The organism is Streptacidiphilus sp. MAP5-3 (assembly GCF_041262505.1).
Classification (GTDB): domain Bacteria; phylum Actinomycetota; class Actinomycetes; order Streptomycetales; family Streptomycetaceae; genus Streptacidiphilus.
On the sequence record NZ_JBGCCL010000017.1, the window covers coordinates 125709 to 146817 of the forward strand.

21 protein-coding genes and 1 riboswitch are annotated in these 21109 nt (G+C 70.7%); of the genes, 2 read left to right on the top strand and 19 right to left on the bottom strand.

Annotated features, from left to right (window positions below; genetic code table 11):
* Positions 1-149: 149 nt before the first annotated feature.
* The 14 genes from coaBC to pyrR form a co-directional block, all read right to left on the bottom strand.
* Positions 150-1358 (bottom strand): bifunctional phosphopantothenoylcysteine decarboxylase/phosphopantothenate--cysteine ligase CoaBC, encoded by a 1209-nt coding sequence (gene coaBC, locus ABH928_RS24060; RefSeq protein ID WP_370069870.1) that lies wholly within the window; start codon positions 1356-1358, stop codon positions 150-152.
* A gap of 118 nt (positions 1359-1476) precedes the next feature.
* The gene (gene rpoZ, locus ABH928_RS24065; protein WP_042382490.1) at positions 1477-1746 is read right to left on the bottom strand and encodes a DNA-directed RNA polymerase subunit omega; all 270 of its coding nucleotides are present in this window, start codon (positions 1744-1746) and stop codon (positions 1477-1479) included.
* A 43-nt stretch (positions 1747-1789) separates the two neighbouring features.
* The gene (gmk, locus tag ABH928_RS24070) at positions 1790-2347 is read right to left on the bottom strand and encodes a guanylate kinase (RefSeq protein WP_370069873.1); all 558 of its coding nucleotides are present in this window, start codon (positions 2345-2347) and stop codon (positions 1790-1792) included.
* Between the two features lie 83 nt (positions 2348-2430).
* Entirely contained in the window at positions 2431-2754 is a 324-nt protein-coding gene (gene mihF / locus ABH928_RS24075; protein WP_196193873.1) for an integration host factor, actinobacterial type, read from the bottom strand.
* A gap of 476 nt (positions 2755-3230) precedes the next feature.
* Positions 3231-4064: an orotidine-5'-phosphate decarboxylase gene (gene pyrF / locus ABH928_RS24080; protein ID WP_370069875.1), complete on the bottom strand. Its 834-nt coding sequence runs from the start codon at positions 4062-4064 to the stop codon at positions 3231-3233.
* Positions 4065-4113: 49 nt separating this feature from the next.
* Positions 4114-5094: a dihydroorotate dehydrogenase gene (locus ABH928_RS24085; protein WP_370069877.1), complete on the bottom strand. Its 981-nt coding sequence runs from the start codon at positions 5092-5094 to the stop codon at positions 4114-4116.
* A 1-nt stretch (position 5095) separates the two neighbouring features.
* On the bottom strand, positions 5096-5977 hold the full coding sequence (locus ABH928_RS24090) for a dihydroorotate dehydrogenase electron transfer subunit (RefSeq protein WP_370069879.1): 882 nt from the start codon (positions 5975-5977) through the stop codon (positions 5096-5098).
* Positions 5978-6008: 31 nt separating this feature from the next.
* The gene (locus ABH928_RS24095) at positions 6009-7106 is read right to left on the bottom strand and encodes a quinone-dependent dihydroorotate dehydrogenase (RefSeq protein WP_370069881.1); all 1098 of its coding nucleotides are present in this window, start codon (positions 7104-7106) and stop codon (positions 6009-6011) included.
* Between the two features lie 108 nt (positions 7107-7214).
* Positions 7215-10529, bottom strand: a complete 3315-nt coding sequence (carB, locus tag ABH928_RS24100) for a carbamoyl-phosphate synthase large subunit (protein ID WP_370069883.1) — start codon at positions 10527-10529, stop codon at positions 7215-7217.
* On the bottom strand, positions 10522-11679 hold the full coding sequence (carA, locus tag ABH928_RS24105; protein ID WP_370069885.1) for a glutamine-hydrolyzing carbamoyl-phosphate synthase small subunit: 1158 nt from the start codon (positions 11677-11679) through the stop codon (positions 10522-10524). Before carA ends, carB begins: the two co-directional genes overlap by 8 nt.
* Positions 11676-12329, bottom strand: a complete 654-nt coding sequence (locus ABH928_RS24110) for a hypothetical protein (RefSeq protein WP_370069887.1) — start codon at positions 12327-12329, stop codon at positions 11676-11678. The genes carA and ABH928_RS24110 overlap by 4 nt, the downstream gene beginning before the upstream one ends.
* On the bottom strand, positions 12326-13621 hold the full coding sequence (locus tag ABH928_RS24115; RefSeq protein WP_370069889.1) for a dihydroorotase: 1296 nt from the start codon (positions 13619-13621) through the stop codon (positions 12326-12328). Before ABH928_RS24115 ends, ABH928_RS24110 begins: the two co-directional genes overlap by 4 nt.
* Entirely contained in the window at positions 13618-14613 is a 996-nt protein-coding gene (locus ABH928_RS24120) for an aspartate carbamoyltransferase catalytic subunit (RefSeq protein ID WP_370069891.1), read from the bottom strand. Before ABH928_RS24120 ends, ABH928_RS24115 begins: the two co-directional genes overlap by 4 nt.
* Positions 14610-15167, bottom strand: coding sequence for a bifunctional pyr operon transcriptional regulator/uracil phosphoribosyltransferase PyrR (gene pyrR / locus ABH928_RS24125; RefSeq protein WP_370069893.1), 558 nt, complete (start codon positions 15165-15167; stop codon positions 14610-14612). Before pyrR ends, ABH928_RS24120 begins: the two co-directional genes overlap by 4 nt.
* A 391-nt stretch (positions 15168-15558) precedes the next feature.
* On the opposite strand from pyrR, the gene ABH928_RS24130 reads away from it, so the two are divergent.
* The gene (locus ABH928_RS24130) at positions 15559-16062 is read left to right on the top strand and encodes a transcriptional regulator (RefSeq protein WP_037606436.1); all 504 of its coding nucleotides are present in this window, start codon (positions 15559-15561) and stop codon (positions 16060-16062) included.
* Positions 16063-16246: 184 nt separating this feature from the next.
* Here the strand turns inward: ABH928_RS24130 and ABH928_RS24135 are convergent, their stop codons facing one another.
* From ABH928_RS24135 to ABH928_RS24155, 5 genes are all read right to left on the bottom strand, one after another.
* Positions 16247-17020, bottom strand: coding sequence for an SDR family NAD(P)-dependent oxidoreductase (locus ABH928_RS24135; protein ID WP_370069896.1), 774 nt, complete (start codon positions 17018-17020; stop codon positions 16247-16249).
* Between the two features lie 16 nt (positions 17021-17036).
* Positions 17037-17711 (bottom strand): dihydrofolate reductase family protein, encoded by a 675-nt coding sequence (locus ABH928_RS24140; RefSeq protein ID WP_370069898.1) that lies wholly within the window; start codon positions 17709-17711, stop codon positions 17037-17039.
* A 212-nt stretch (positions 17712-17923) separates the two neighbouring features.
* The gene (locus tag ABH928_RS24145) at positions 17924-18358 is read right to left on the bottom strand and encodes an SRPBCC family protein (protein ID WP_370069900.1); all 435 of its coding nucleotides are present in this window, start codon (positions 18356-18358) and stop codon (positions 17924-17926) included.
* A gap of 121 nt (positions 18359-18479) precedes the next feature.
* On the bottom strand, positions 18480-19256 hold the full coding sequence (locus ABH928_RS24150) for a hypothetical protein (RefSeq protein ID WP_370069902.1): 777 nt from the start codon (positions 19254-19256) through the stop codon (positions 18480-18482).
* Positions 19257-19329: 73 nt separating this feature from the next.
* Complete coding sequence (locus ABH928_RS24155; protein ID WP_370069904.1) at positions 19330-19644, bottom strand: multidrug efflux SMR transporter; 315 nt, start codon at positions 19642-19644, stop codon at positions 19330-19332.
* 48 nt (positions 19645-19692) lie between these two features.
* A riboswitch (guanidine-III (ykkC-III) riboswitch) is annotated at positions 19693-19757 on the bottom strand.
* Between the two features lie 61 nt (positions 19758-19818).
* Between ABH928_RS24155 and ABH928_RS24160 the strand changes: the two genes are divergently transcribed.
* Complete coding sequence (locus ABH928_RS24160; protein ID WP_370069906.1) at positions 19819-21000, top strand: winged helix DNA-binding domain-containing protein; 1182 nt, start codon at positions 19819-19821, stop codon at positions 20998-21000.
* Positions 21001-21109: the final 109 nt, after the last annotated feature.

Consider the following 21109-nt stretch of genomic DNA (forward strand, 5'->3'; position numbering starts at 1 on the left):
GGAGACTACTGTCCGGAGTGTAACGAACTGAGCGCACCTTGGGTCCAACCGATCTCATTTTCTGGATCACACGCGGACACTCGGATACCCGAAACCGTACGACAAGCGGACGGTTCGCCCTCGAAAGACCTGCGAAGCTCGGGCGGAACTCAAGCGAAGCGGGCGGCGACGAGATCCCACAGCGTGTCCGCCAGCGCTGTCTTGGGGCCGTACGGCACCGGCGTCTCCGAGCCGTCCGCGCCCAGCACCACGGCCTCGTTGTTGGCGCTGCCGAACGCGCGGTCCTCGCCCACCTCGTTGACCACCAGCAGGTCGCAGCCCTTGCGGGCGAGCTTGGCGCGGCCGTGGTCGAGCGCGTCGTTGGTCTCGGCGGCGAAGCCGACGACGATCTGGCCCGGCCGGACCCGCTCGGCGGAGAGCTCGGCCAGCACGTCCGGATTGCGGACCAGAGCGACGGGGGCCGGCTCGACGCCCTCCACCTTCTTGATCTTCTGGGCGACGAACTCGGCCGGGCGGAAGTCGGCGACCGCCGCGGCCATCACCACCGCGTCCGCCGTCGCGGCGGCGGTCAGCACCGCCTGCCGCAGCTCCAGCGCCGTGCCGACGCGGACGACGTCGACGCCGGCCGGGTCGGTCAGCTCGGTGTTGGCGGCGACCAGCGTCACCTTGGCCCCGCGCGCGGCGGCGACCGCGGCGATGGCATAGCCCTGGCGGCCGGAGGAGATGTTGCCGAGGAACCGGACCGGGTCCAGCGGCTCACGGGTCCCCCCGGCGGAGACCACGACATGACGGTCCGCCAGGTCGGGCCGCACCGCGTCCGCACCACGGGCCAGCACCCGCTGACAGAGCTCGAAGATCGCCTCCGGGTCCGGGAAGCGGCCCTTGCCGGTGTCGACGCCGGTGAGACGGCCGACAGCGGGCTCGATCACCACGGCGCCGCGTCGGCGCAGCGTGGCCACGTTCTCCTGGGTGGCGGGGTGCTCCCACATCTCGGTGTGCATCGCGGGCGCGAAGACCACCGGACAGCGGGCCGTGAGCAGGGTGTTGGTCAGCAGGTCGTCGGCGATGCCGTGAGCGGCCTTGGCCAGCATGTCGGCGGTGGCGGGGGCGACCACGAGCAGGTCGGCGTGCTGGCCGATCCGCACGTGCGGGACCTCGTGGACGCTCTCCCACACCTCGGTGGAGGCGGGCTGACCGGAGAGGGCGGACCAGGTCGCCTCCCCGACGAAGTGCAGCGCCGAGGCGGTCGGCACCACCCGCACCGAGTGCCCCGACTCGGTGAAGCGCCGCAGCAGCTCGCACGCCTTGTAGGCGGCGATCCCGCCGCTGACCCCGAGGACCACGTTCTTACCGGACACCCCGAACCCACTCCGATCAACGACTTCCAGAACCGCCATCACAGCACAGAAAAACGCCGCGGAACATCGGGTTGATCCGACGTTCCGCGGCGTTCCAAGCCCATGGGCCAGGCTCCGACTACTGCGGCGCCTCGACGGCCTCGGCGGTGAGCATACCGGCGTTGATCTCGCGCAGCGCGATCGACAGCGGCTTCTCGTGCACGTGGGTGTCGACGAGCGGGCCGACGTACTCCAGCAGGCCCTCGCCGAGCTGCGAGTAGTAGGCGTTGATCTGACGGGCGCGCTTGGCCGCGTAGATCACCAGGCTGTACTTGGAGTCGGTGGCCTCGAGCAGCTCATCGATCGGCGGGTTGATGATGCCTTCGGGCGCTGTCATCGAAGAGGACACGCGGGAACCTTCCGAGCGAAAAGAAAAGGAGAGTCTCAAAAAATCAGACTACGCGCATCAAGGCTAGCAGCTCGGCCGCTACATCCTCGACGGAGGTGTTGACAAGGGTCGTGTCGAACTCGCTCCCGGCGGCGAGCTCCACCCGGGCCGCGGCAAGACGCTGCTCGACCACCTCGGGCGCCTCCGTACCGCGGCCGGTCAGCCGGCGGACCAACTCGTCCCAGGACGGCGGCGCAAGGAAGACCAGCTGCGCCTCCGGCATGGACTCCCGCACCTGGCGGGCGCCCTGCAGGTCGATCTCGAGCAGCACGGGCTCACCCGACCCCAGGCGACGAAGGACCTCCTGGCGCGGCGTACCGTAGCGGTTGCCCGCGAAGACGGCCCATTCCAGCAGCTCGCCGTTGGCGACCAGCTTGTCGAACTGGTCGTCGTCCACGAAGTGGTACTGGACGCCGTCCCTCTCTCCCGGCCGCGGCTTGCGGGTGGTGGCCGAGACGGAGAGCCAGACCTCCGGGTGTGCCTTGCGCATATGAGCGACGACCGTGCTCTTGCCGACCCCTGAGGGGCCGGAGAGCACGGTCAGCCGCGGACGTTCACTCATGCACCGATTATCCAGGAATCGAGGAGGTTCTCGAACCACTCGGACCCGACGGACCGGCGCACGGGCGTGAGACGGAAGCGCCCTCAGGCGTTGGCGCCGCCGAACTCACGCTCCAGCGACGCGATCTGGTTCGTGCCCAGACCGCGGACGCGACGCGACTCGGAGATGCCGAGACGCTCCATGATCTGCTTGGCCCGGACCTTGCCGACTCCGGGGAGCGACTCGAGCAGGGCGGAGACCTTCATCTTGCCGATGACGTCGTTCTCCTGGCCCGCCTTGATGACCTCGTGCAGGGAGGCGCCGCTGTGCTTGAGCCGGTTCTTGATCTCGGCGCGCTCCCGGCGAGCCTCAGCTGCCTTGGCGAGCGCAGCCGTGCGCTGCTCAGGGGTAAGGGGCGGAAGTGCCACGCCGTTCACCTCAGTACTTCGAATGAATGGAACAGGACTTGTGCAGGACCGACGAGGAACCTAGCGGCTCTGACCTGCGAGAGCAACGAGACCCGCGCTTGCTCCGAGTACTCCTCGACGACCTATGGCCGGACACTACCCCTGTTGCGGCCCTCCGTCAGGGAAAAGAGCAGAAAAGTCCTGCTCAGGACCGCTTCTGCGCCAAACCGGGCGGAAATTTCGCCACAAAACGGAACGAGCGGCGAACGCGCAGTTCAGCGCCCTCACCGCTCATTCACGACATCTTCACGAGCCCTGCGGCTGTCGCGACGCGATTCGCCACCATTGGGTGGTCGCGCACATACGCTCCGTCGCCGATCTACCGCCGTTTCCGCCTGTTCCACTGCCGAATACTTGTTTTCCAGCGGTGCTCACCCGACAAACGTCCGGTCCCCGAGTGATTGGACACAGCGATCCGACGCTCCGACAGAAGCCTTTCAGGCGACGGCCGTACGGACCTCGTCCACGAACCGCTGGGCCGCGTCGCGCAGGCCCTGGACCGACGGGCCGTGCTTGAGCACGTCCCGCGAGACGCTCGGCACCACGTTGCGCGCCGACCGGCCGAAGACGCGCGGGATGTCCGCCATGGTGGCGCCCTGCGCACCCACGCCGGGGGCCAGCAGGGGGCCGTTGATGGCCAGGTCGGCCTCGTCGACGTCGGTCAGCGTCGCGCCGACCACCGCGCCGAAGGAGCCGAGCGGCTGCGCTCCCGCGTTCTCGGCCGCGAGCTGGGCCAGGATCGACTGCGCGACGGTCCGCCCCTCGGCTCCGACAGCACGCTGCACGGACGCACCCTCCGGATTGGAGGTCAACGCCAGCGCGAAGAGGCCGCAGCCGCTCTTGCGGGCCAGCTCCACGGCGGGCCGCAGGGACCCGAAGCCCAGGTAGGGCGAGACCGTGAGCGCGTCGGAGAACAGTGGGCTGGACTCGGCCAGGAACGCCTCGGCGTAGGCGGCCATGGTCGAGCCGATGTCGCCACGCTTGGCGTCCATCACGACCAGCGCACCGGCGGCACGCGCGTCGGCGACGCACTGCTCCAGCACCGCGACGCCCTTGCTGCCGAACCGCTCGAAGAAGGCCGCCTGCGGCTTCAGCACCGCGACCCGGTCGGCCAGCGCCTCGACGACGGTGCGGGAGAAGCGTTCCAGACCGGCGATGTCGTCGCCCAGGCCCCAGGCGCTGAGCAGCGAGGCGTGCGGGTCGATGCCGACGCAGAGCTGTCCGCGGTCGTCCATGGCCTGGCGCAGCCGGGCGCCGAAGGGGGCGGTCACGTGGTCTCCCTGGGTGGTGTGGTGGTGCGGGTGGGTGGACGGACGGGTGCTACGGGTGCGCGTGGCCGACGGCGTCGGTCAGCTTGGCGAAGCCGCGGGCAGCGAGCGCCTCGCGCAGTTCGGCGAGGACGCGCAGCGGCGCGCCGGGGTCGTGGAAGACGGCCGTGCCGACGGCCACTCCCGAGGCCCCGGCCAGCACGAACTCCAGCGCGTCCAGGCCGGTGCGGATCCCGCCCATGCCCGTGATCGGCACGGTGGTGATCTCCCCGGCCCGCATCGCCGCGTGGACCTCGTAGACGCAGCGGACCGCGACGGGCCGGATCGCCGGGCCGGAAAGGCCCCCGGTGGTCGTGGACAGCCGCGGCCGCAGGGTGTCGGTGTCGATCACCATGCCGAGCGGGGTGTTGATCATCGACAGTCCGTCCGCCCCGGCCCGGACGCAGGCCTTGGCGATGTCGGTGATCGAGGCGACGTCCGGCGACAGCTTGGCGTAGACAGGCAACGCCGGGTCGGCGACCTCGCGCACGGCCTGGATCACGTCGTGGGCGGTGGCGGGGTTTCCGGCGAAGGCCAGGCCCTGGTTGTCGGCGTCTGGGCAGGCCAGGTTGACCTCCAAGCCGACCACGGCCGGGCTGTTGCTCAACTGCTGGGCGCACTCGGCGAACTCGTCGACCCGCTCCCCCGCGATCGAGACGACCACCCGCGCGCCGCGCTCGGCCAGCCAGGACAGCTCGTTCTCGACGAAGTGCCCGATGCCCACGCCCGGGAGCCCGATCCCGTTGAGCAGGCCGCTGGGCGTCTCGGCCATTCGTGGGGTGGCCCGGCCGGAGCGCGGCTGCGGCGTGATCGTCCTGGTGGTGATCGAGCCGAGCTCGGCGAGCGGCTGGAACTTGGCGAGCTCCCGGCCGTAGCCCGCACAGCCGGAGGCGGTGGTCACCGGATTGGGCAGCGTGCCACCGCCTCCGAACGGCGCGGTCATGTCTACCGAACCGGCGTCCAGCGGTGCCACAAAGGTGGTCGCGTCGGTCATCTCAGTAGGCTCCCGTCGCGCTGAGGTCCATCGCCGCGGCGCCCTCGACGTCCGGCGGGACGGTCCCGATGTCGTCCCAGCGGACCCGCGACCCGTCGAAGCAGGGCCCCTCGACGCAGGACCGCGCGAAGCGGCTCACCCCGTCGTCGCCAACCACCGGCAGCACGCAGGCCATACAGGTACCCACGCCGCAGATGCCGACGCCGCAGGCCATGGTCTCCTCGACCGCGGTGAAGCAGCGCACGTCCAGCGACGTGGCCGTCTCCGAGACGGCCCGGAGCACGGGCAGCGGCCCGGAGGCGTAGACGACACCGGCGCCGATCGCCTTCATCGCCTCGGCCAGCGGCAGCGTCACGTGACCGCGTATCCCGTAGGAGCCGTCCTCGGTGGTGACCAGCACGTCCGGGGTCAGCTCCTTGGCCCGGTCGACGCCGAAGAGCCGACCCGCGTCGGGTGCGCCCAGGATGAAGCCGACCGAGCCGCCCTGATCCCGGATCAGGTCCGCCAGCCCGAACAGCGGCACGCTGCCGTGACCACCGGCCACCAACAGCGCCGACACCGGCCCGTTGGGGACGGGGAAGGCGTTGCCGAGCGGCGCGACGATGTCGAGCGTCCCGCCGACGCGGACGTCGGCGAGCTCACGCGTGCCGCGTCCCTGCTCGGAGAAGACGATCTCCAGGGTCTGCTCGTCCGGATCGGCCCGGTGGACGAAGAAGGCGCGCCGCATCAGCGTCGACGAGTCCGGCCCGCCGACCGCGACGGCGACGACGTGGCCGGGCAGCACGCGCTCCGCGATGCCCTCGGCCCGCAGCACCAGCCGGTGGTACGCACCGACCGGCGACAGTTCGACGATCTCGGCCTGTCGTTGCAACGGGTGTGCCATCGCGCCTGCTCGCTCCTCTTGTGGACGGACGTCAGCTGCGGACAGCAGCGCCGACCGCGTCACCCAGCGTCGCATAGGGGCTGGCCGCAAGCCGGGCCGAGAGTCCCTTGTGGATCCGACGGCACCAGAACGGGCCCTCGTAGATGAAGGCCGAGTAGCCCTGCACCAGGCTCGCCCCGGCCAGGATCCGCTGCCACGCGTCCTCGGCGGTCTCGATGCCGCCGACGGCGACCAGCGTGATCCGGCCCTCGGTACGTGCGTACAGCCGCTCCAGCACCTCCAGCGACCGCGCCTTGAGCGGCGCGCCGGAGAGTCCACCGGCGCCGATGGAGTCGACCTTGGCGGCGTCGGTCCGCAGACCGCCCCGGCCGATGGTGGTGTTGGTGGCGATGATCCCGTCGAGGTTCAGTTCGAGCGCGAGGTCGGCGACGGCATCGACATCGGCGTCCGCCAGGTCCGGCGCGATCTTGACCAGCAGCGGGACGTGGGCGGTGGCGGTCGCGTCGAGCGTCTCCCGGACAGCCGTCAGCAGGGGCCGCAGGTGGTCCACGGCCTGCAGGTTGCGCAGGCCGGGGGTGTTCGGGGAGCTGACGTTGACGACGAAGTAGTCGGCGTGACGCGCGAGCCGCTCGGTGCTGGTCACGTAGTCGCCGACGGCCTCGGCCTCCGGCACGACCTTGGTCTTGCCGATGTTGACGCCGACGACGGCCGTCGCGCTCTTCGGCCGGGCGGCGAGGCGCGCCGCAACGGCAGCGGAGCCCTCGTTGTTGAAGCCCATCCGGTTGATCAGCGCCCGGTCCTCGATGAGGCGGAAGAGGCGCGGGGTCGGGTTCCCGGGCTGGGCCTGCGCGGTGACGGTGCCGATCTCGACGTAGTCGAACCCGAGCATGGTCAGCCCGTCGATCCCGACGGCGTTCTTGTCGAACCCGGCGGCCAGCCCGAACGGACCGGGCAGGTCCAACCCGAGTGCCTTGGTCCGCAGCTTCGGGTCGCGCTGCGCGAGCACGGCCGCAACGAGGTTCCGGAGTCCCGGGATCGACGAGGCCAGCCGGATCCAGAAAAAGGCCAGGTGATGGGCCTTCTCCGGGTCCAGCCGCTTGAAGACGAGGTTGAAGAAGAGCTTGTACACGAGACCTTGGCCTTTTGCAGAAGGATCGGGTGGCAACTACCCAGGGGCGCGGGGAACTGCGCGCCCAGCCACCGGCCGAGCCGCACAGTCCCCCGCGCAGAAGTTGCACTACCGCGAAGCGTTCAGCTGAGCGGCGTGCTCCTGCAGCGACCGCACGCCCACATCCCCGCTCCGCAGCGCGTCAATCCCCTGGACCGCCGCGCCCATCGCCTGGACGGTGGTGAGGCACGGAACGGACCGCGACACCGCGGCCGTCCGGATCTCGTAGCCGTCGAGGCGCGAGCCCGTCCCGAACGGGGTGTTGATGATCAGGTCGATCTCCCCGTCGTGGATCATCTGGACGATCGTCTTCTCGCCCGCAGGGCCCTCGCCCTCGCTGTGCTTGCGGACGACCGTGGCGTCGATGCCGTTGCGGCGCAGCACCTCCGCCGTGCCGCTGGTGGCCAGGATCTCGAAGCCGAGGCCGACCAGCGCCCGCGCCGGGAAGACCAGGTTGCGCTTGTCGCGGTTGGCGACCGAGACGAAGACCCGGCCGCGCAGCGGCAGCGCCCCGTACGCACCCGCCTGCGACTTCGCGTACGCGGTGCCGAAGACGGAGTCGATGCCCATGACCTCACCGGTCGAGCGCATCTCCGGGCCCAGCACCGTGTCGACGCCGCGACCGTGGATGTCGCGGAAGCGGCTCCACGGCATCACGGCCTCCTTGACCGCGACCGGGGCGTCCAGCGGCAGCGTGCCGCCGTCGCCCTCCTTCGGCAGCAGGCCCTCGGCGCGCAGGTCGGCGATGGAGGTGCCGAGCGAGATCCGCGCCGCCGCCTTGGCCAGCGGCACCGCCGTCGCCTTGGAGGTGAACGGGACGGTGCGCGAGGCGCGCGGGTTGGCCTCCAGGACGTAGAGGATGTCCCCGGCCATGGCGAACTGGATGTTGATCAGGCCGCGGACGCCCACGCCGCGGGCGATGCCCTCGGTCGCGGCGCGCAGGCGCTTGATGTCGTGCCCGCCCAGCGTGATCGGCGGCAGCGCGCAGGCGCTGTCGCCGGAGTGGATCCCGGCCTCCTCGATGTGCTCCATCACGCCGCCGAGGTAGAGCTCCTCGCCGTCGTAGAGGGCGTCGACGTCGATCTCGATCGCGTCGTCGAGGAAGCGGTCGATCAGCACCGGGTGCTCGGAGATCAGACCGGCGTGGCGCTTGAGGTAGTCCGCGAGCGAGGCCTCGTCGTAGACGATCTCCATGCCACGGCCGCCCAGCACGTAGGACGGGCGGGCCAGCACCGGGTAGCCGATCTCGTCGGCGATGGCCTTGGCCTCGTCGAAGGAGAAGGCCGTGCCGTGCTTGGGCGCGGGCAGGCCGGCCTCGGCCAGCACCCGGCCGAAGGCGCCGCGCTCCTCGGCGAGGTGGATCGCCTCGGGCGAAGTGCCCACGACCGGAACGCCGTTGTCCTTGAGCGCCTGGGCGAGGCCGAGCGGGGTCTGCCCGCCCAGCTGCACCAGCACGCCCGCGACCGGACCGGCCTGCTGCTCGGCGTGGACGATCTCCAGCACGTCCTCGAGCGTCAGCGGCTCGAAGTACAGGCGGTCGGAGGTGTCGTAGTCCGTCGAGACGGTCTCCGGGTTGCAGTTGACCATCACGGTCTCGTAGCCCGCGTCGCTGAGCGCGAAGGAGGCGTGAACGCAGGAGTAGTCGAACTCGATGCCCTGGCCGATGCGGTTCGGGCCGGAGCCCAGGATGATCACCGCGGGCTTGGTGCGGCTCGCGACCTCGCTCTCCTCGTCGTAGGACGAGTAGAAGTACGGGGTCTTGGCGGCGAACTCGGCGGCGCAGGTGTCGACGGTCTTGAAGACCGGGCGGATGCCCAGCGCGTGCCGGACCTCGCGGACCACGTCCGCGTTCAGGCCGCGGATCTCACCGATCTGGTGGTCGGAGAAGCCGTGCCGCTTGGCGTGACGCAGCAGCTCCGGGTCGAGCTCGGCGGCCTCGGCCAGCTCCTCGGCGATCTCGTGGATCAGGAAGAGCTGGTCGACGAACCACGGGTCGATCTTCGTGTACTCGAAGACCTCCTCCGGGGTGGCCCCGGCGCGGATCGCGTCCATGACGGTGTTGATCCGGCCGTCGGTCGGGATCGCGGCCTTGGCCAGCAGCTCCGCCTTCTCGCCGAGCTCGCTGACGTCGCGGGCGAAGTCGAACTGCGAGCCCTTCTTCTCCAGCGAGCGCAGCGCCTTGTTGAGCGCCTCGGGGAAGTTGCGGCCCAGCGCCATGGCCTCGCCGACCGACTTCATGGTCGTGGTCAGCGTGGCGTCGGCGGACGGGAACTTCTCGAAGGCGAAGCGCGGGACCTTGACGACCACGTAGTCGAGCGTCGGCTCGAAGGAGGCCGGGGTCTGCTCGGTGATGTCGTTGGGGATCTCGTCGAGGGTGTAGCCGACGGCGAGCTTGGCCGCGATCTTGGCGATCGGGAAGCCGGTCGCCTTGGACGCCAGCGCCGAGGAGCGCGAGACGCGCGGGTTCATCTCGATGACGATGACCCGGCCGTCCTCGGGGTTGACCGCGAACTGGATGTTGCAGCCGCCGGTGTCGACGCCGACCTCGCGGATGACGGCGATACCGATGTCGCGCAGGATCTGGTACTCACGGTCGGTCAGCGTCATCGACGGGGCGACGGTGATCGAGTCACCGGTGTGCACGCCCATCGGGTCGAAGTTCTCGATGGAGCAGACGACCACGACGTTGTCGTGCTTGTCGCGCATCAGCTCCAGCTCGTACTCCTTCCAGCCGAGGATGGACTCCTCCAGGAGCACCTCGGTGGTCGGCGAGAGCGTCAGGCCCTGGCCGGCGATGCGGCGCAGGTCCTCCTCGTCGTGGGCGAAGCCGGAACCGGCGCCGCCCATGGTGAAGGAGGGGCGGACGACGACCGGGTAGCCGCCGAGCGTCTCGACGCCCGCCAGGACGTCCTCCATCGAGTGGCAGATGACCGAGCGGGCGGACTCGCCGTGGCCGATCTTGGCCTTGACGGCCTCGACGACCTGCTTGAACAGCTCGCGGTCCTCGCCCTTGTTGATCGCCTCGACGTTGGCGCCGATGAGCTCCACGCCGTACTTCTCCAGCGTGCCCGCCTGGTGCAGCGAGATCGCGGCGTTGAGCGCGGTCTGGCCGCCCAGAGTCGGCAGCAGCGCGTCGGGTCGCTCCTTGGCGATGATCTTCTCGACCATCTCCGGGGTGATCGGCTCGACGTAGGTGGCGTCGGCGATCTCCGGGTCGGTCATGATCGTGGCCGGGTTCGAGTTGACCAGGATCACCCGCAGGCCCTCGGCCTTGAGGACGCGGCAGGCCTGGGTGCCGGAGTAGTCGAACTCGGCCGCCTGGCCGATGACGATCGGGCCGGAACCGATGACCAGAACGGACTGGATGTCGGTGCGCTTAGGCACGCTGGCCCTCCATCAGGGAAAAGAAGCGGTCGAACAGGTAGGCGGCGTCGTGCGGACCGGCCGCCGCCTCCGGGTGGTACTGGACGCTGAACGCGGGCTGGTCGAGGCACTGCAGACCCTCGACCACGTCGTCGTTCAGGCAGACGTGCGAGACCTGGACGCGGCCGAAGGGCGTCTCGGAGACCTTGTCGAGCGGCGCGTCCACGGCGAAGCCGTGGTTGTGCGCGGTGACCTCGACCTTGCCGGTGGTGCGGTCCTGGACCGGCTGGTTGATGCCGCGGTGGCCGTACTTGAGCTTGTAGGTGCCGAAGCCGAGCGCGCGGCCGAGCAGCTGGTTGCCGAAGCAGATGCCGAAGAACGGCGTCTTCCGGCCCAACACCTCGCGCAGCACGGCTACCTGGCCGTCGGCGGTGGCCGGGTCACCCGGGCCGTTGGAGAAGAAGACGCCATCCGGATTCACGGCGTAGACGTCCTCGGCGGTGGCGTTGGCGGGCAGCACATGCACCTCGATGCCACGCTCGGCCATCCGGTGCGGGGTCATCCCCTTGATGCCCAGGTCCAGGGCCGCGACGGTGAACTTCTTCTCACCTATGGCCGGGACGACGTAGACCGCGTCCGTGGCGACCTCGCCGCACAGGTCCGCGCCCTCCATCTGCGGGGCCTGGCGGACGCGGTCCAACATGGTCGCGTCGTCGGCCAGCGCCTCGCCGGAGAAGATCCCGGCGCGCATCGCGCCGACCTCGCGCAGATGGCGGGTCAGTGCGCGGGTGTCGATGCCGCTGATGCCGACGATGCCCTGGGCCTTGAGCTCCTCGTCCAGCGAGCGCTTGGCCCGCCAGTTGGAGGAGACCCGGCTGGGGTCGCGCACGACGTAGCCGGCGACCCAGATCCGCGAGGACTCGGAATCCTCGTCGTTGACGCCGGTGTTGCCGATCTGCGGAGCGGTCATCGCCACGATCTGGCGGTGGTAGGAGGGGTCGGTCAGGGTCTCCTGATAGCCCGTCATACCGGTGTTGAAGACGGCCTCGCCGAAGGTCTCGCCGATGGCGCCGTACGCCTGTCCGCGGAAGATCCGGCCGTCCTCGAGGACGTATGCGGCGGGGACGCGGGGTGCGCGTCGCGCCGTGGGGGTGGATGCCGGTGCGGTCATGATGCGCCTTCCACGTTCTTGTCGTTCAGCACGTTCTTGTCGATCTGGTTCGAGTCGTTCTCGTGGGTGACCTTCTCGTGGGCCTTGATCAGCACCTCGATCGCGGTGACCCAGTTCTCGTGGTCCGCGGACTGGTCGGCACGGAAGCCGGAGTCGAGCTCCTTGTCGCCCAGCCGCCAGGTGACGACCAGCAGGCCGCCCTCGGGGAAAACCTTGCCCGCCAGACCCTTGTCCAGGCGCGAGCCACGCAGGTCGTCGACCGGGACGAAGAAGTCCTGCGAGGCCGGGCGGACCACCGTCAGGCCCTCGGCGCTCAGCGTGAGCTCGACCAGGCTGCGGTCGCCCAGGTGGTGGGCGACGACCCGGTCCAGCCAGTTGCCGGCGGTGGTGGTGCCGACGTACCGGCCCTCGGTCTCCAGGATGGTCTCGGTCGTCCGGGCCGGGATGCCGGTGAGCTCCGGGAGTCCGGACTGCACGGTCTTGCGCCACTGCCAGCCCTGGCGCATCAGCCAGTAGACGAGGGCGATGACCAGCAGGATGCCGATGACCCAGCCGACCAGGTCACCCACATGGGTGACCGGCGCGGAGTGCGGGGTCTCCGCTGTCTGCAGAGACGAGGCAAGCAGCTTGACGCTGTCGGCGGCGCTCATACGAGCTCACCGTCGAGCACCGTGGCGTCGCCGCGCAGGAAGGTGGCGACGACGCGTCCGGGCAGGTCCATGCCGCGGTAGGGGGTGTTGCGGCTGCGGGTGGCAAAGGCGTCCGGGTTCACCTCGCCACGGTAGTCCGCGTCGAAGAGCACCAGGTTGGCCGGCTCGCCCACCGAGACGGGGCGCCCGTGGCCCGGGATGCCGCTGATCGCGGCGGGCTTGGCGGACATCCGCTCGGCGACCTCGGCCCAGCCCATCAGACCGGTGTCGACCATCGCGGACTGGACCACGGAGAGCGCGGTCTCCAGGCCGACCATGCCCATCGCCGCGGCGGCCCACTCACACGCCTTGTCCTCGGCGGGGTGCGGCGCGTGGTCGGTGGCGACGATGTCGATCGTGCCGTCGGCCAGCGCCTCGCGCAGGGCCATCACGTCGGCCTCGGTGCGCAGCGGCGGGTTGACCTTGTAGACCGCGTCGTAGGAGCGGACCAGCTCGTCCGTGAGCAGCAGGTGATGCGGCGTCACCTCGGCGGTGACGTCCCAGCCCTTCGACTTGGCCCAGCGGATGATCTCGACCGAGCCGGCCGTGGAGAGGTGGCAGACGTGCAGGCGCGAGCCGACGTGCGCGGCGAGGAGCACGTCGCGGGCGATGATCGACTCCTCGGCGACGGCCGGCCAACCGGCCAGGCCCAGCTCGCCGGAGACGATGCCCTCGTTCATCTGCGCGCCCTGGGTCAGCTGCGGCTCCTGCGCGTGCTGGGCGACGACGCCGCCGAAGGCCTTCACATACTCCAGCGCGCGACGCATGATCACCGCGTCGTCCACGCACTTGCCGTCGTCGGAGAAGACGCGGACCTGCGCGGCGGAGTCGGCCATCGCGCCGAGCTCGGCGAGCTGCTTGCCCTCAAGGCCCACGGTGACGGCGCCGATCGGCTGCACGTCGCAGTAGCCGGACTCGCGGCCCAGCCGCCAGACCTGCTCGACGACACCGGCGGTGTCGGCGACCGGGAAGGTGTTGGCCATCGCGTGGACGGCGGTGTAGCCGCCCTTGGCGGCGGCCTGGGTGCCGGTGAGGACGGTCTCGGCGTCCTCACGGCCCGGCTCGCGCAGGTGCGTGTGCAGGTCGACCAGGCCGGGCAGGGCGATCAGGCCGTCGGCCGCGATCCCCCGCTCGCCGTCCCGGAGTTCGAGGTCGGCGCCGATCTCGGCGATGACGCCGTCCGTGACGCGGATGTCCTGCGGGTCGCCGCCGAGGATGCGGGCGCCCTGGATCAGGTAGTTCGTGGTGCTCACTTGCCGGTCTCCTCGGACGTGTTCGCAGCAGTCGCGGTGGAAGAAGTCGTGATGGCGGGCTCGGAGCCGCCGAGCAGCAGGTAGAGGACGGCCATGCGGACGCTGACGCCGTTGGCGACCTGCTCCACGATGACCGCGCGGTCGGAGTCGGCGATGGTCGACTCGATCTCCATCCCGCGCACCATCGGGCCGGGGTGCATGACGAGCGCGTGCTCGGGCATCAGCGCCAGGCGGCGGGCGTCCAGGCCGTAGCGGCGGGTGTACTCGCGCTGGGTCGGGAAGAAGGCGGCGTTCATGCGCTCGCGCTGGACGCGCAGCATCATCACCGCGTCGGCCTTGGACAGCGCCGCGTCCAGGTCGTAAGTGACCTGGCAGGGCCAGGTCTCGACGCCGAAGGGCATCAGCGTCGGCGGCGCGACGAGGGTGACCTCGGCGCCGAGGGTGTGCAGCAGGCGCACGTTGGAGCGGGCGACGCGGCTGTGCAGGACGTCGCCGACGATCGTCACACGGCGGCCGGCCAGGTCCTGGCCGACGCCCGGGTTGAGGTGGCGGCGCATCGTGAACGCGTCGAGCAGCGCCTGGGTGGGGTGCTCGTGGGTGCCGTCACCGGCGTTGACCACGCTGCCGTGCAGCCAGTCGGACTCGGCCAGCAGCTTGGGTGCGCCGGAGGCCCCGTGGCGGATGACCACCGCGTCGGCGCCCATCGCCTGCAGGGTGAGTGCGGTGTCCTTGAGGCTCTCGCCCTTGGAGACCGAGGAGCCCTTGGCGGAGAAGTTGATGACGTCCGCGGAGAGGCGCTTCTCGGCGACCTCGAAGGACGTGCGGGTACGGGTGGAGTCCTCGAAGAAGAGGTTCACCACCGTCCGGCCGCGCAGGGTCGGCAGCTTCTTGACGGAGCGCGCGGAGACCTGGGCCATCTGCTCGGCCGTGTCCAGGATCAGCAGCGCGTCCTCGCGGGTCAGGTCCGCGGTGGAGATGAGGTGACGCTTCACTTGGCAGTGCCCTCCAGCTCGCCGAGCAGGACGGCGTCGATCCCGTCGGTCTCTTCCAGCTTCACTTTCACGGACTCGCGCAGCGAGGTGGGCAGGTTCTTGCCCACGTAGTCGGCGCGGATCGGGAGCTCGCGGTGGCCCCGGTCGACCAGGACGGCGAGCTGGACCGCGCGGGGGCGGCCGTGGTCGGCCAGCGCGTCGAGCGCGGCGCGGATGGTGCGACCGGAGAAGAGCACGTCGTCGACGAGGACGACGAGCTTGCTGTCGATGCCGTCGGCGGGGATCTCGGTGTGCTCCAGGGCGCGGGCGGGCTTGAGCCGCAGGTCGTCCCGGTACATGGTGATGTCGAGCGTGCCGACCGGGAGCTCGGTGCCGGTGATCTCGGCGAGCTTGCGGTGCAGGCGGCGGGCCAGATGGGCGCCGCGGGTGGGGATGCCGAGCAGGACGACGTCGTCGGCGCCCTTGGCGCGTTCGACGATCTCGTGCGCGATCCGGGTCAGGGACCGGGCGATGTCGCCCTGGTCCAGTACCTGTCGCTGGGCAGCTGTGGTCATGCCGAAGCCGACCTCCTTCCCCGCCTCACGGGACGGGCCTTAAAGGATGTCTACGGGTGTGGCTCCCGTGGCGTCGGCCGGAGCAGACACGCACGTGGGGAACCGTCGTCCACCCTACCAGGGCGATCACCGAGCGCTCCCACGCACCCCCTCCCACCTGCACCTCCCGCTAAGCCGAACGGGGGTTCGCACGGGTGCCCCGTTCGGCTTGACGAACGCTTATCACTCTGCGTAACCTCACACTCAGTTACGGCCAGGCGACGAAGCGCCCGAAGATCTTGAGGATGTGCCGGGTTCGCGCCGTCCGGGCCGTGGAGACCAGACGAAGCACGTGTTCACAGCTTCAACGCTTCACAGCACTCGTCTTTGCACCTGAGTCCGGGGAGACACATTGTCCAGCGACTACGCGAAACAGCTTGGTGGCAAGCTGCGCGCGATCCGCACCCAGCAGGGGCTCTCCCTGCACGGCGTAGAGGAGAAGTCCCAGGGCCGCTGGAAGGCCGTGGTAGTCGGCTCCTACGAGCGCGGTGACCGTGCGGTGACGGTCCAGCGCCTGGCCGAGCTGGCCGAGTTCTACGGCGTCCCGGTCCAGGAGCTGCTGCCCGGCAGCACTCCGGGCGGCGCGGCCGAGCCGCCGCCGCGCCTGGTCCTCGACCTGGAGCGCCTCGCCCAGGTCCCCTCCGAGAAGGCGGGCCCGCTGCAGCGCTACGCGGCCACCATCCAGAGCCAGCGCGGTGACTACAACGGCAAGGTCCTCTCGATCCGCCAGGACGACCTGCGCACGCTTGCCGTCATCTACGACCAGCCGGCCTCGCTGCTGGTCGACCAGCTGATCAGCTGGGGCGTCCTCGACCCGGACGCGCGCCGCGCGGTCCGCGAGGACGACGCGGTCTGAGCCTCTCCGGCTCCCACCGCCGTACACCTCAGCAGAAACGTTGCGGCAGGCACCTTCGCCCGGTGAGTCCACCCGGTGAAGGCGCCTGCCGCTTCTGCGTTCGAGACTGAAGTTCACACTGTCGTTCGGGCTGCCGTTCACACTGTCGATCGCGCTGTCGTCCGCGCTGGGACGGGCGTGCGCGTCAGCGTTCGGTGCGGCGGCGGCCCATGCGGTTGGAGAGGCCGCCGAGGGCGCCCAGCGGAGCCTTGCGGGAGAGGGCGACCGCGGCCTGGTAGCGGCGGGAGGGAATGCAGACGGACTTGCCGCGGACCAGGTCACGCAGGGACTGGTCCACCACGTAGTCCGCGTCGAGCCAGAGCCACCGGCCCACGCGGGACATGTCCATCTCCGCACGCTGGTGGAACTCGGTGTGGGTGAACCCCGGGCAGAGCGCCTGGAGGCGGACGCCCGTCCCGGCGAGGTCGCGGTCCGCGCCCGCGGTGAACTGGACCACCCACGACTTGCTCGCCCCGTACGTCCCGCGCGGGACGAAGGCCGCGACCGAGGCGACGTTGACGACGTAGCCCCTGCCGCGCTCGCGCATCCCGGGGACGGCGGCACGGGTCAGCCGGAGCACGGCCTCGATGTGGACCTTGAGCATGGTCAGCTCGTCCTCGATCGGGACGTCGAGGAAGCCCTTCTTGAAGCCGAAGCCCGCGTTGTTGACCAGCAGGTCGACCGGACGGTCGGCGTCGGCCAGGCGTGCCTCGACGGCGCTGATGCCCGCCTCGGTGGCCAGGTCCGCCGGGAGCACCTCGGTGGGGACACCGTGCGCCTTGGCGAGGTCTTCCGCGAGCGTGGTCAGCCGAGACTCGTCGCGGGCGACCAGGACCAGGCCGTGGCCGTCCTTGGCGAGACGTCGCGCGAAGGCCGCGCCGATTCCGGCGCTCGCGCCGGTGATGAGTGCAGTGCGCATGCGCCCACGTTACTGGTCAGTTTGCTCCGCTTGACCCACTCGTGCCCGTGCGCTCGAAGAGCAGGTGCGCGACGGAGGGCGAGCTGACGAACTCGACGCACTCGTACCCGTCCGCAGGACCACTGCCGAGGTTGTCGAAGAGCCGCTCGCCGCCCCCGAGCAGGACCGGGACCATCGCCACGTGCAGCACGTCCAACCGCCCGCTGCGCAGGCACTGCTGGAGCGTCGACGCGCCGCCGCCCACGCGGACGTCAGCGCCGTCGGCCGCCTCGAAGGCGCGGTCCAGCGCGGCGTCCAGACCGTCGGTGACGAAGTGGAAGACCGTGCCGCCCTTCATCTCCAGCGGGGGGCGCGGATGGTGCGTCAGCACGAAGACGGGGTGGTGGTAGGGCGGCTCCTCGCCCCACCAGCCGCGCCACGACTCGTCCGGCCAGGCCCCGCGCACCGGCCCGAACATGTTGCGGCCGATCACCGTCGCGCCGACGTTCTCGTCGCCGCGCAGCAGGAAGGCGTTGTCGACGCCCTCGGTGCCGCCCTTCTGACCGATCATCCGCCGCCCGTACGCGGCCTCGAAGACCCACGTGTGCAGCCGCTGGCCGCCGACGCCGAGGGGCGCGTCCTGGCTCTGGTCGGGACCGGCCATGAAGCCGTCCGCGGAGACGGAGATGTTGTGGGCCCTCAGCTGCGCCATGCGTGCCTCCAGGATGATGCGACCGGCGTGCGTCCGGTGGGATCGACGGTTCCCATCAAAGCACCGGGGTACGACAGTGCCCGGACGACGTGAGGCGTGGCGCGGAACGAAAGCGGCGAGTGGCCGCGGCCGGAGGTGCCACCGCGTCCACTCGCCGCCGCAGACTCGCAGCCGCCGGTCTGCAGCCGCTGACCCGCAGCCGCCGGTCTGCCTCAGCCGACGAGGCCGGTCAGCTTCTCCAGCGACTCGTTGAGCGCCTTGGTGGTGGCGTCCTTGATCCGGGCCGCCATCATGTTGACGGCCGCGCCCTTGAACTCGCTGTCGACAGTGACGCTGGTGCCGTTCCCGTCGGCCGCCGCGCCGAGCGCGTAGTGCTGGTGCAGGCTGATGCCCATCGGGCCCTTGCCGTCCATGGTGAGGGAGCTGCCGGCGGCAAGCTCGGTGATGGTCCAGCTGACCTCGGCGGGCATGCCCATCAGGGTCATCTTCTCGCCGTAGACGGCACCGACCACGAGTTCCGTGGGGCCGCCGTTCGGGAAGGCGACATGGATGGTGTTCCACTCGCCGAAGCGTTCGAAGTCGGTGAGCACCGCCCAGACCTTGTCCGCCGGAGCGGGAATCGTGGCACTGACGGATACCTCGGGCATGGCCGATCCTCCTCGCAGAACAGTGCAGTAGCGCAGGGCAGAGCAACGCAGAGCGACGCGGAGCGAAGCAACGCGGAAGCAGCGCACCACCGGGCACGCTGCGTGGAGCTCCCAGCGGAGGTTAGTCAGAATCTGACGAACCATCAATAACTGTGAACGTGCTGCCTTCCTGCCAGATTCGGAGGGGCGCCAGGCGGGTGAAGCCGACGCGCTCGGCGACGGCCAGATCCGCGCCGGACTCGTAGCCCACGACGGGGAGGCCCGGGCAGTGGACCGAGGCGGCGGCGAGGCAGTCGTGCCAGGCGCGGAACAGGACCGCTTCGCGGGCGGCGGCGGTGGAGGTGGTGCCGGGGGCTCCGGCCACGTCGGCGGCGACGAAGAGGTTCGAGACGCCGACCACGCCCGCGCCGAGGCTGAGCAGCGCCCCGGCCGAGAAGTCCGGCGCGGCCATGACCAGGACCGACGGGTCCTCCAGCAGCGGGGGCAGGAAGAGGTCGGCGACCTCGCCGCACCAGGCGATCTCCCACGCCGCCAGCTCCCCCGGCGTGCGCAGGCGCTGCCACGGCGAGGTCGCGGCCGGGAGTTCCGGCTCGCGGGCGATCCAGTGCGCGTCGAGCAGCGGACGGAAGCCGTGCCCGGCCAGGTCGAGGGCGGCGAAGCTGTCCTTGACCGAGACACCGGGCGTCGTGCGGTCGACGCGGGCGAGCAGTTCGTCGACGTCGAGGCGCTCGGCGAGGGTGACGGCGTCCGGGTAGTAGCGCGGAGTGCGCTCCCGGCTGGTCCAGGCGTCGAGCCGGTACTCGCCGCTCAGGCCGTGGGCGCGGCACATCGCCTGGCACCAGTCGGCGTTGTTGCGCGCGGCGGCGCGGACGAGGCTCTGCTGAACGGTCTGGTCCATCACTCGTGGATCATCAAACATGAGGGGGCCTCGGGCCAAACCATTTTGTGGGTCCGGGCGCGAGCAGCACCGGTCAGTGGGCCGCCTTCAGGCCCACCACGCCGCCGATGATCATGGCCAGGAAGACGATCCGGGCCACGGTCACCGGATCGCCGAGCGCCACCATCCCGTAGGTCGCGGTCCCGAGCGTGCCGATGGCCACCCACACCGCATAGCCGGTCCCGAGCGGGACGGAGCGCAGCGCGTGGGCGAGTCCGCACATGCTCAGCACGACCGTCACGCCGAAGACGGCGGTCGGGAGGGGGCGGGAGAAACCCTTGGACGCCTGCATCGCGACCGCCCAGACGGTCTCGAGGACGCCGGAGACGACGAGCACCAGCCAGGCCACGGCAGAACACCTCTCGCAGTAGGGGGCGGTGCGCGGTGCACCGCTCCTGCTGCGTCGTCTTGTCCTTGCCGGGTACGACGCGCTCGTCCGGAACGGAGGAATCCTCCGTCTCTTCGACGCTAGCACAGCCGCGTCCAACGGCAGCTGTCGGAGGCAAGCCCTAGGGTGCTGCCCATGGCGACTGCTGAGATCGACACGGCCGAACGGCGACGACGGATCCAGGCGCGGCAACTCGCCCGGTGGGCCACGCCGTTGGAGGCCGCGGACGCGGTCGTCGGGCTGCACGCCACGGACGCAGCGACGGTCTTCCTCTCGCTCGCGGCACGGCTGCGGGAGCCCGGCGTCGCGCTGGTCGAGCAGGCGCTCTACGACGACGTCACGCTGGTCCGGCTGTTGTCGATGCGGCGCACGCTGTTCGTCGTCCCGGTGGACGTCGCGCCCGTCGTCGACTCCTCGACCGCCCGCGACATCGCCGCCAAGGAGCGGAAGAAGCTGCTGGAGTTCCTCCGCGAGGGCGGCGGTTGGGACGCGGCATGGCTGGCGGAGGCCGAGCGGTCGACGCTGGCGGCGCTGGAGCGGCTCGGTGCCGCGACCGGGCAGCAACTGGGGGCGGCCGTGCCCGCGTTGCAGGAACGGGTGACGGTCGCGGTGGGCAAGCCGTACGAGGCGGTACAGACCGTGGCCTCGCGGGTGCTGCGGGTGCTCGCCGCCGAGAACCGGATCCGGCGCGACCGGCCGCGCGGGAGCTGGACGTCGAGCGCCTACCGCTGGGTCCCGAGCACGCCGCTGCCGCAGCTGCCCGTCGACGAGGCGCGCGCCGAACTGGTTCGCCGCTGGTTGGCCGCGTACGGGCCGGGCACCGAGGACGACCTGAAGTGGTGGACCGGCTGGACGCTCGGCGCGGTCCGCAAGGCGCTCGCCGCGGTGGGCGCGGAGCAGGTCACCCTGCCAGACGGCCCCGACGGGACCGGCCCGGGCCTGGTGCTGCCCGGCGACGCCGCATCCACCCCCGCTCCCGAGCCGCGCGCCGCGCTGCTGCCCGCGCTGGACCCGACCTCGATGGGGTGGCGCGGACGCGACTGGTACACCGATCCCGGCCATGCCGCGCAACTCTTCGACCGGACGGGCAATATCGGCCCGACCGTCTGGTGGGACGGTCGCGTCGTCGGCGGTTGGGCTCAGCAGCCGGACGGGACCGTCGTCCGGCGGCTCCTGGAGGACGTCGGCGCGGAGGCGGAGGCGGCCGTCGCCGCAGAGGCCGACCGCATGGGCGCGTTCCTGGCCGGGACCACGGTCACGCCCAGGTTCCGTACGCCGCTCGAACGCGAGCTCTCGGCGGTGGGGGCGCGTAGCTAGCTGGTGCCGCGCCGGCTAGCTGTATTGATCCGCAGCGTTGTTGACTCGGCTGATGGGGGTTTGGCCTCCGAGTGCGGTGTGACAGCGATGGTAGTTGTAGCGGTGGAGG

What these genes read in the sequence shown, in the direction of transcription:
- gmk (WP_370069873.1), bottom strand. Translation starts at nt 2,347, where the DNA reads ATGAGTGAACGTCCGCGGCTGACCGTGCTCTCCGGCCCCTCAGGGGTC.
- ABH928_RS24085 (WP_370069877.1), bottom strand. Translation starts at nt 5,094, where the DNA reads ATGACCGACGCGACCACCTTTGTGGCACCGCTGGACGCCGGTTCGGTA.
- ABH928_RS24090 (WP_370069879.1), bottom strand. Translation starts at nt 5,977, where the DNA reads ATGGCACACCCGTTGCAACGACAGGCCGAGATCGTCGAACTGTCGCCG.
- carA (WP_370069885.1), bottom strand. Translation starts at nt 11,679, where the DNA reads ATGACCGCACCGGCATCCACCCCCACGGCGCGACGCGCACCCCGCGTC.
- ABH928_RS24110 (WP_370069887.1), bottom strand. Translation starts at nt 12,329, where the DNA reads ATGAGCGCCGCCGACAGCGTCAAGCTGCTTGCCTCGTCTCTGCAGACA.
- pyrR (WP_370069893.1), bottom strand. Translation starts at nt 15,167, where the DNA reads ATGACCACAGCTGCCCAGCGACAGGTACTGGACCAGGGCGACATCGCC.
- ABH928_RS24135 (WP_370069896.1), bottom strand. Translation starts at nt 17,020, where the DNA reads ATGCGCACTGCACTCATCACCGGCGCGAGCGCCGGAATCGGCGCGGCC.
- ABH928_RS24140 (WP_370069898.1), bottom strand. Translation starts at nt 17,711, where the DNA reads ATGGCGCAGCTGAGGGCCCACAACATCTCCGTCTCCGCGGACGGCTTC.
- ABH928_RS24145 (WP_370069900.1), bottom strand. Translation starts at nt 18,358, where the DNA reads ATGCCCGAGGTATCCGTCAGTGCCACGATTCCCGCTCCGGCGGACAAG.
- ABH928_RS24150 (WP_370069902.1), bottom strand. Translation starts at nt 19,256, where the DNA reads ATGGACCAGACCGTTCAGCAGAGCCTCGTCCGCGCCGCCGCGCGCAAC.
- ABH928_RS24160 (WP_370069906.1), top strand. Translation starts at nt 19,819, where the DNA reads ATGGCGACTGCTGAGATCGACACGGCCGAACGGCGACGACGGATCCAG.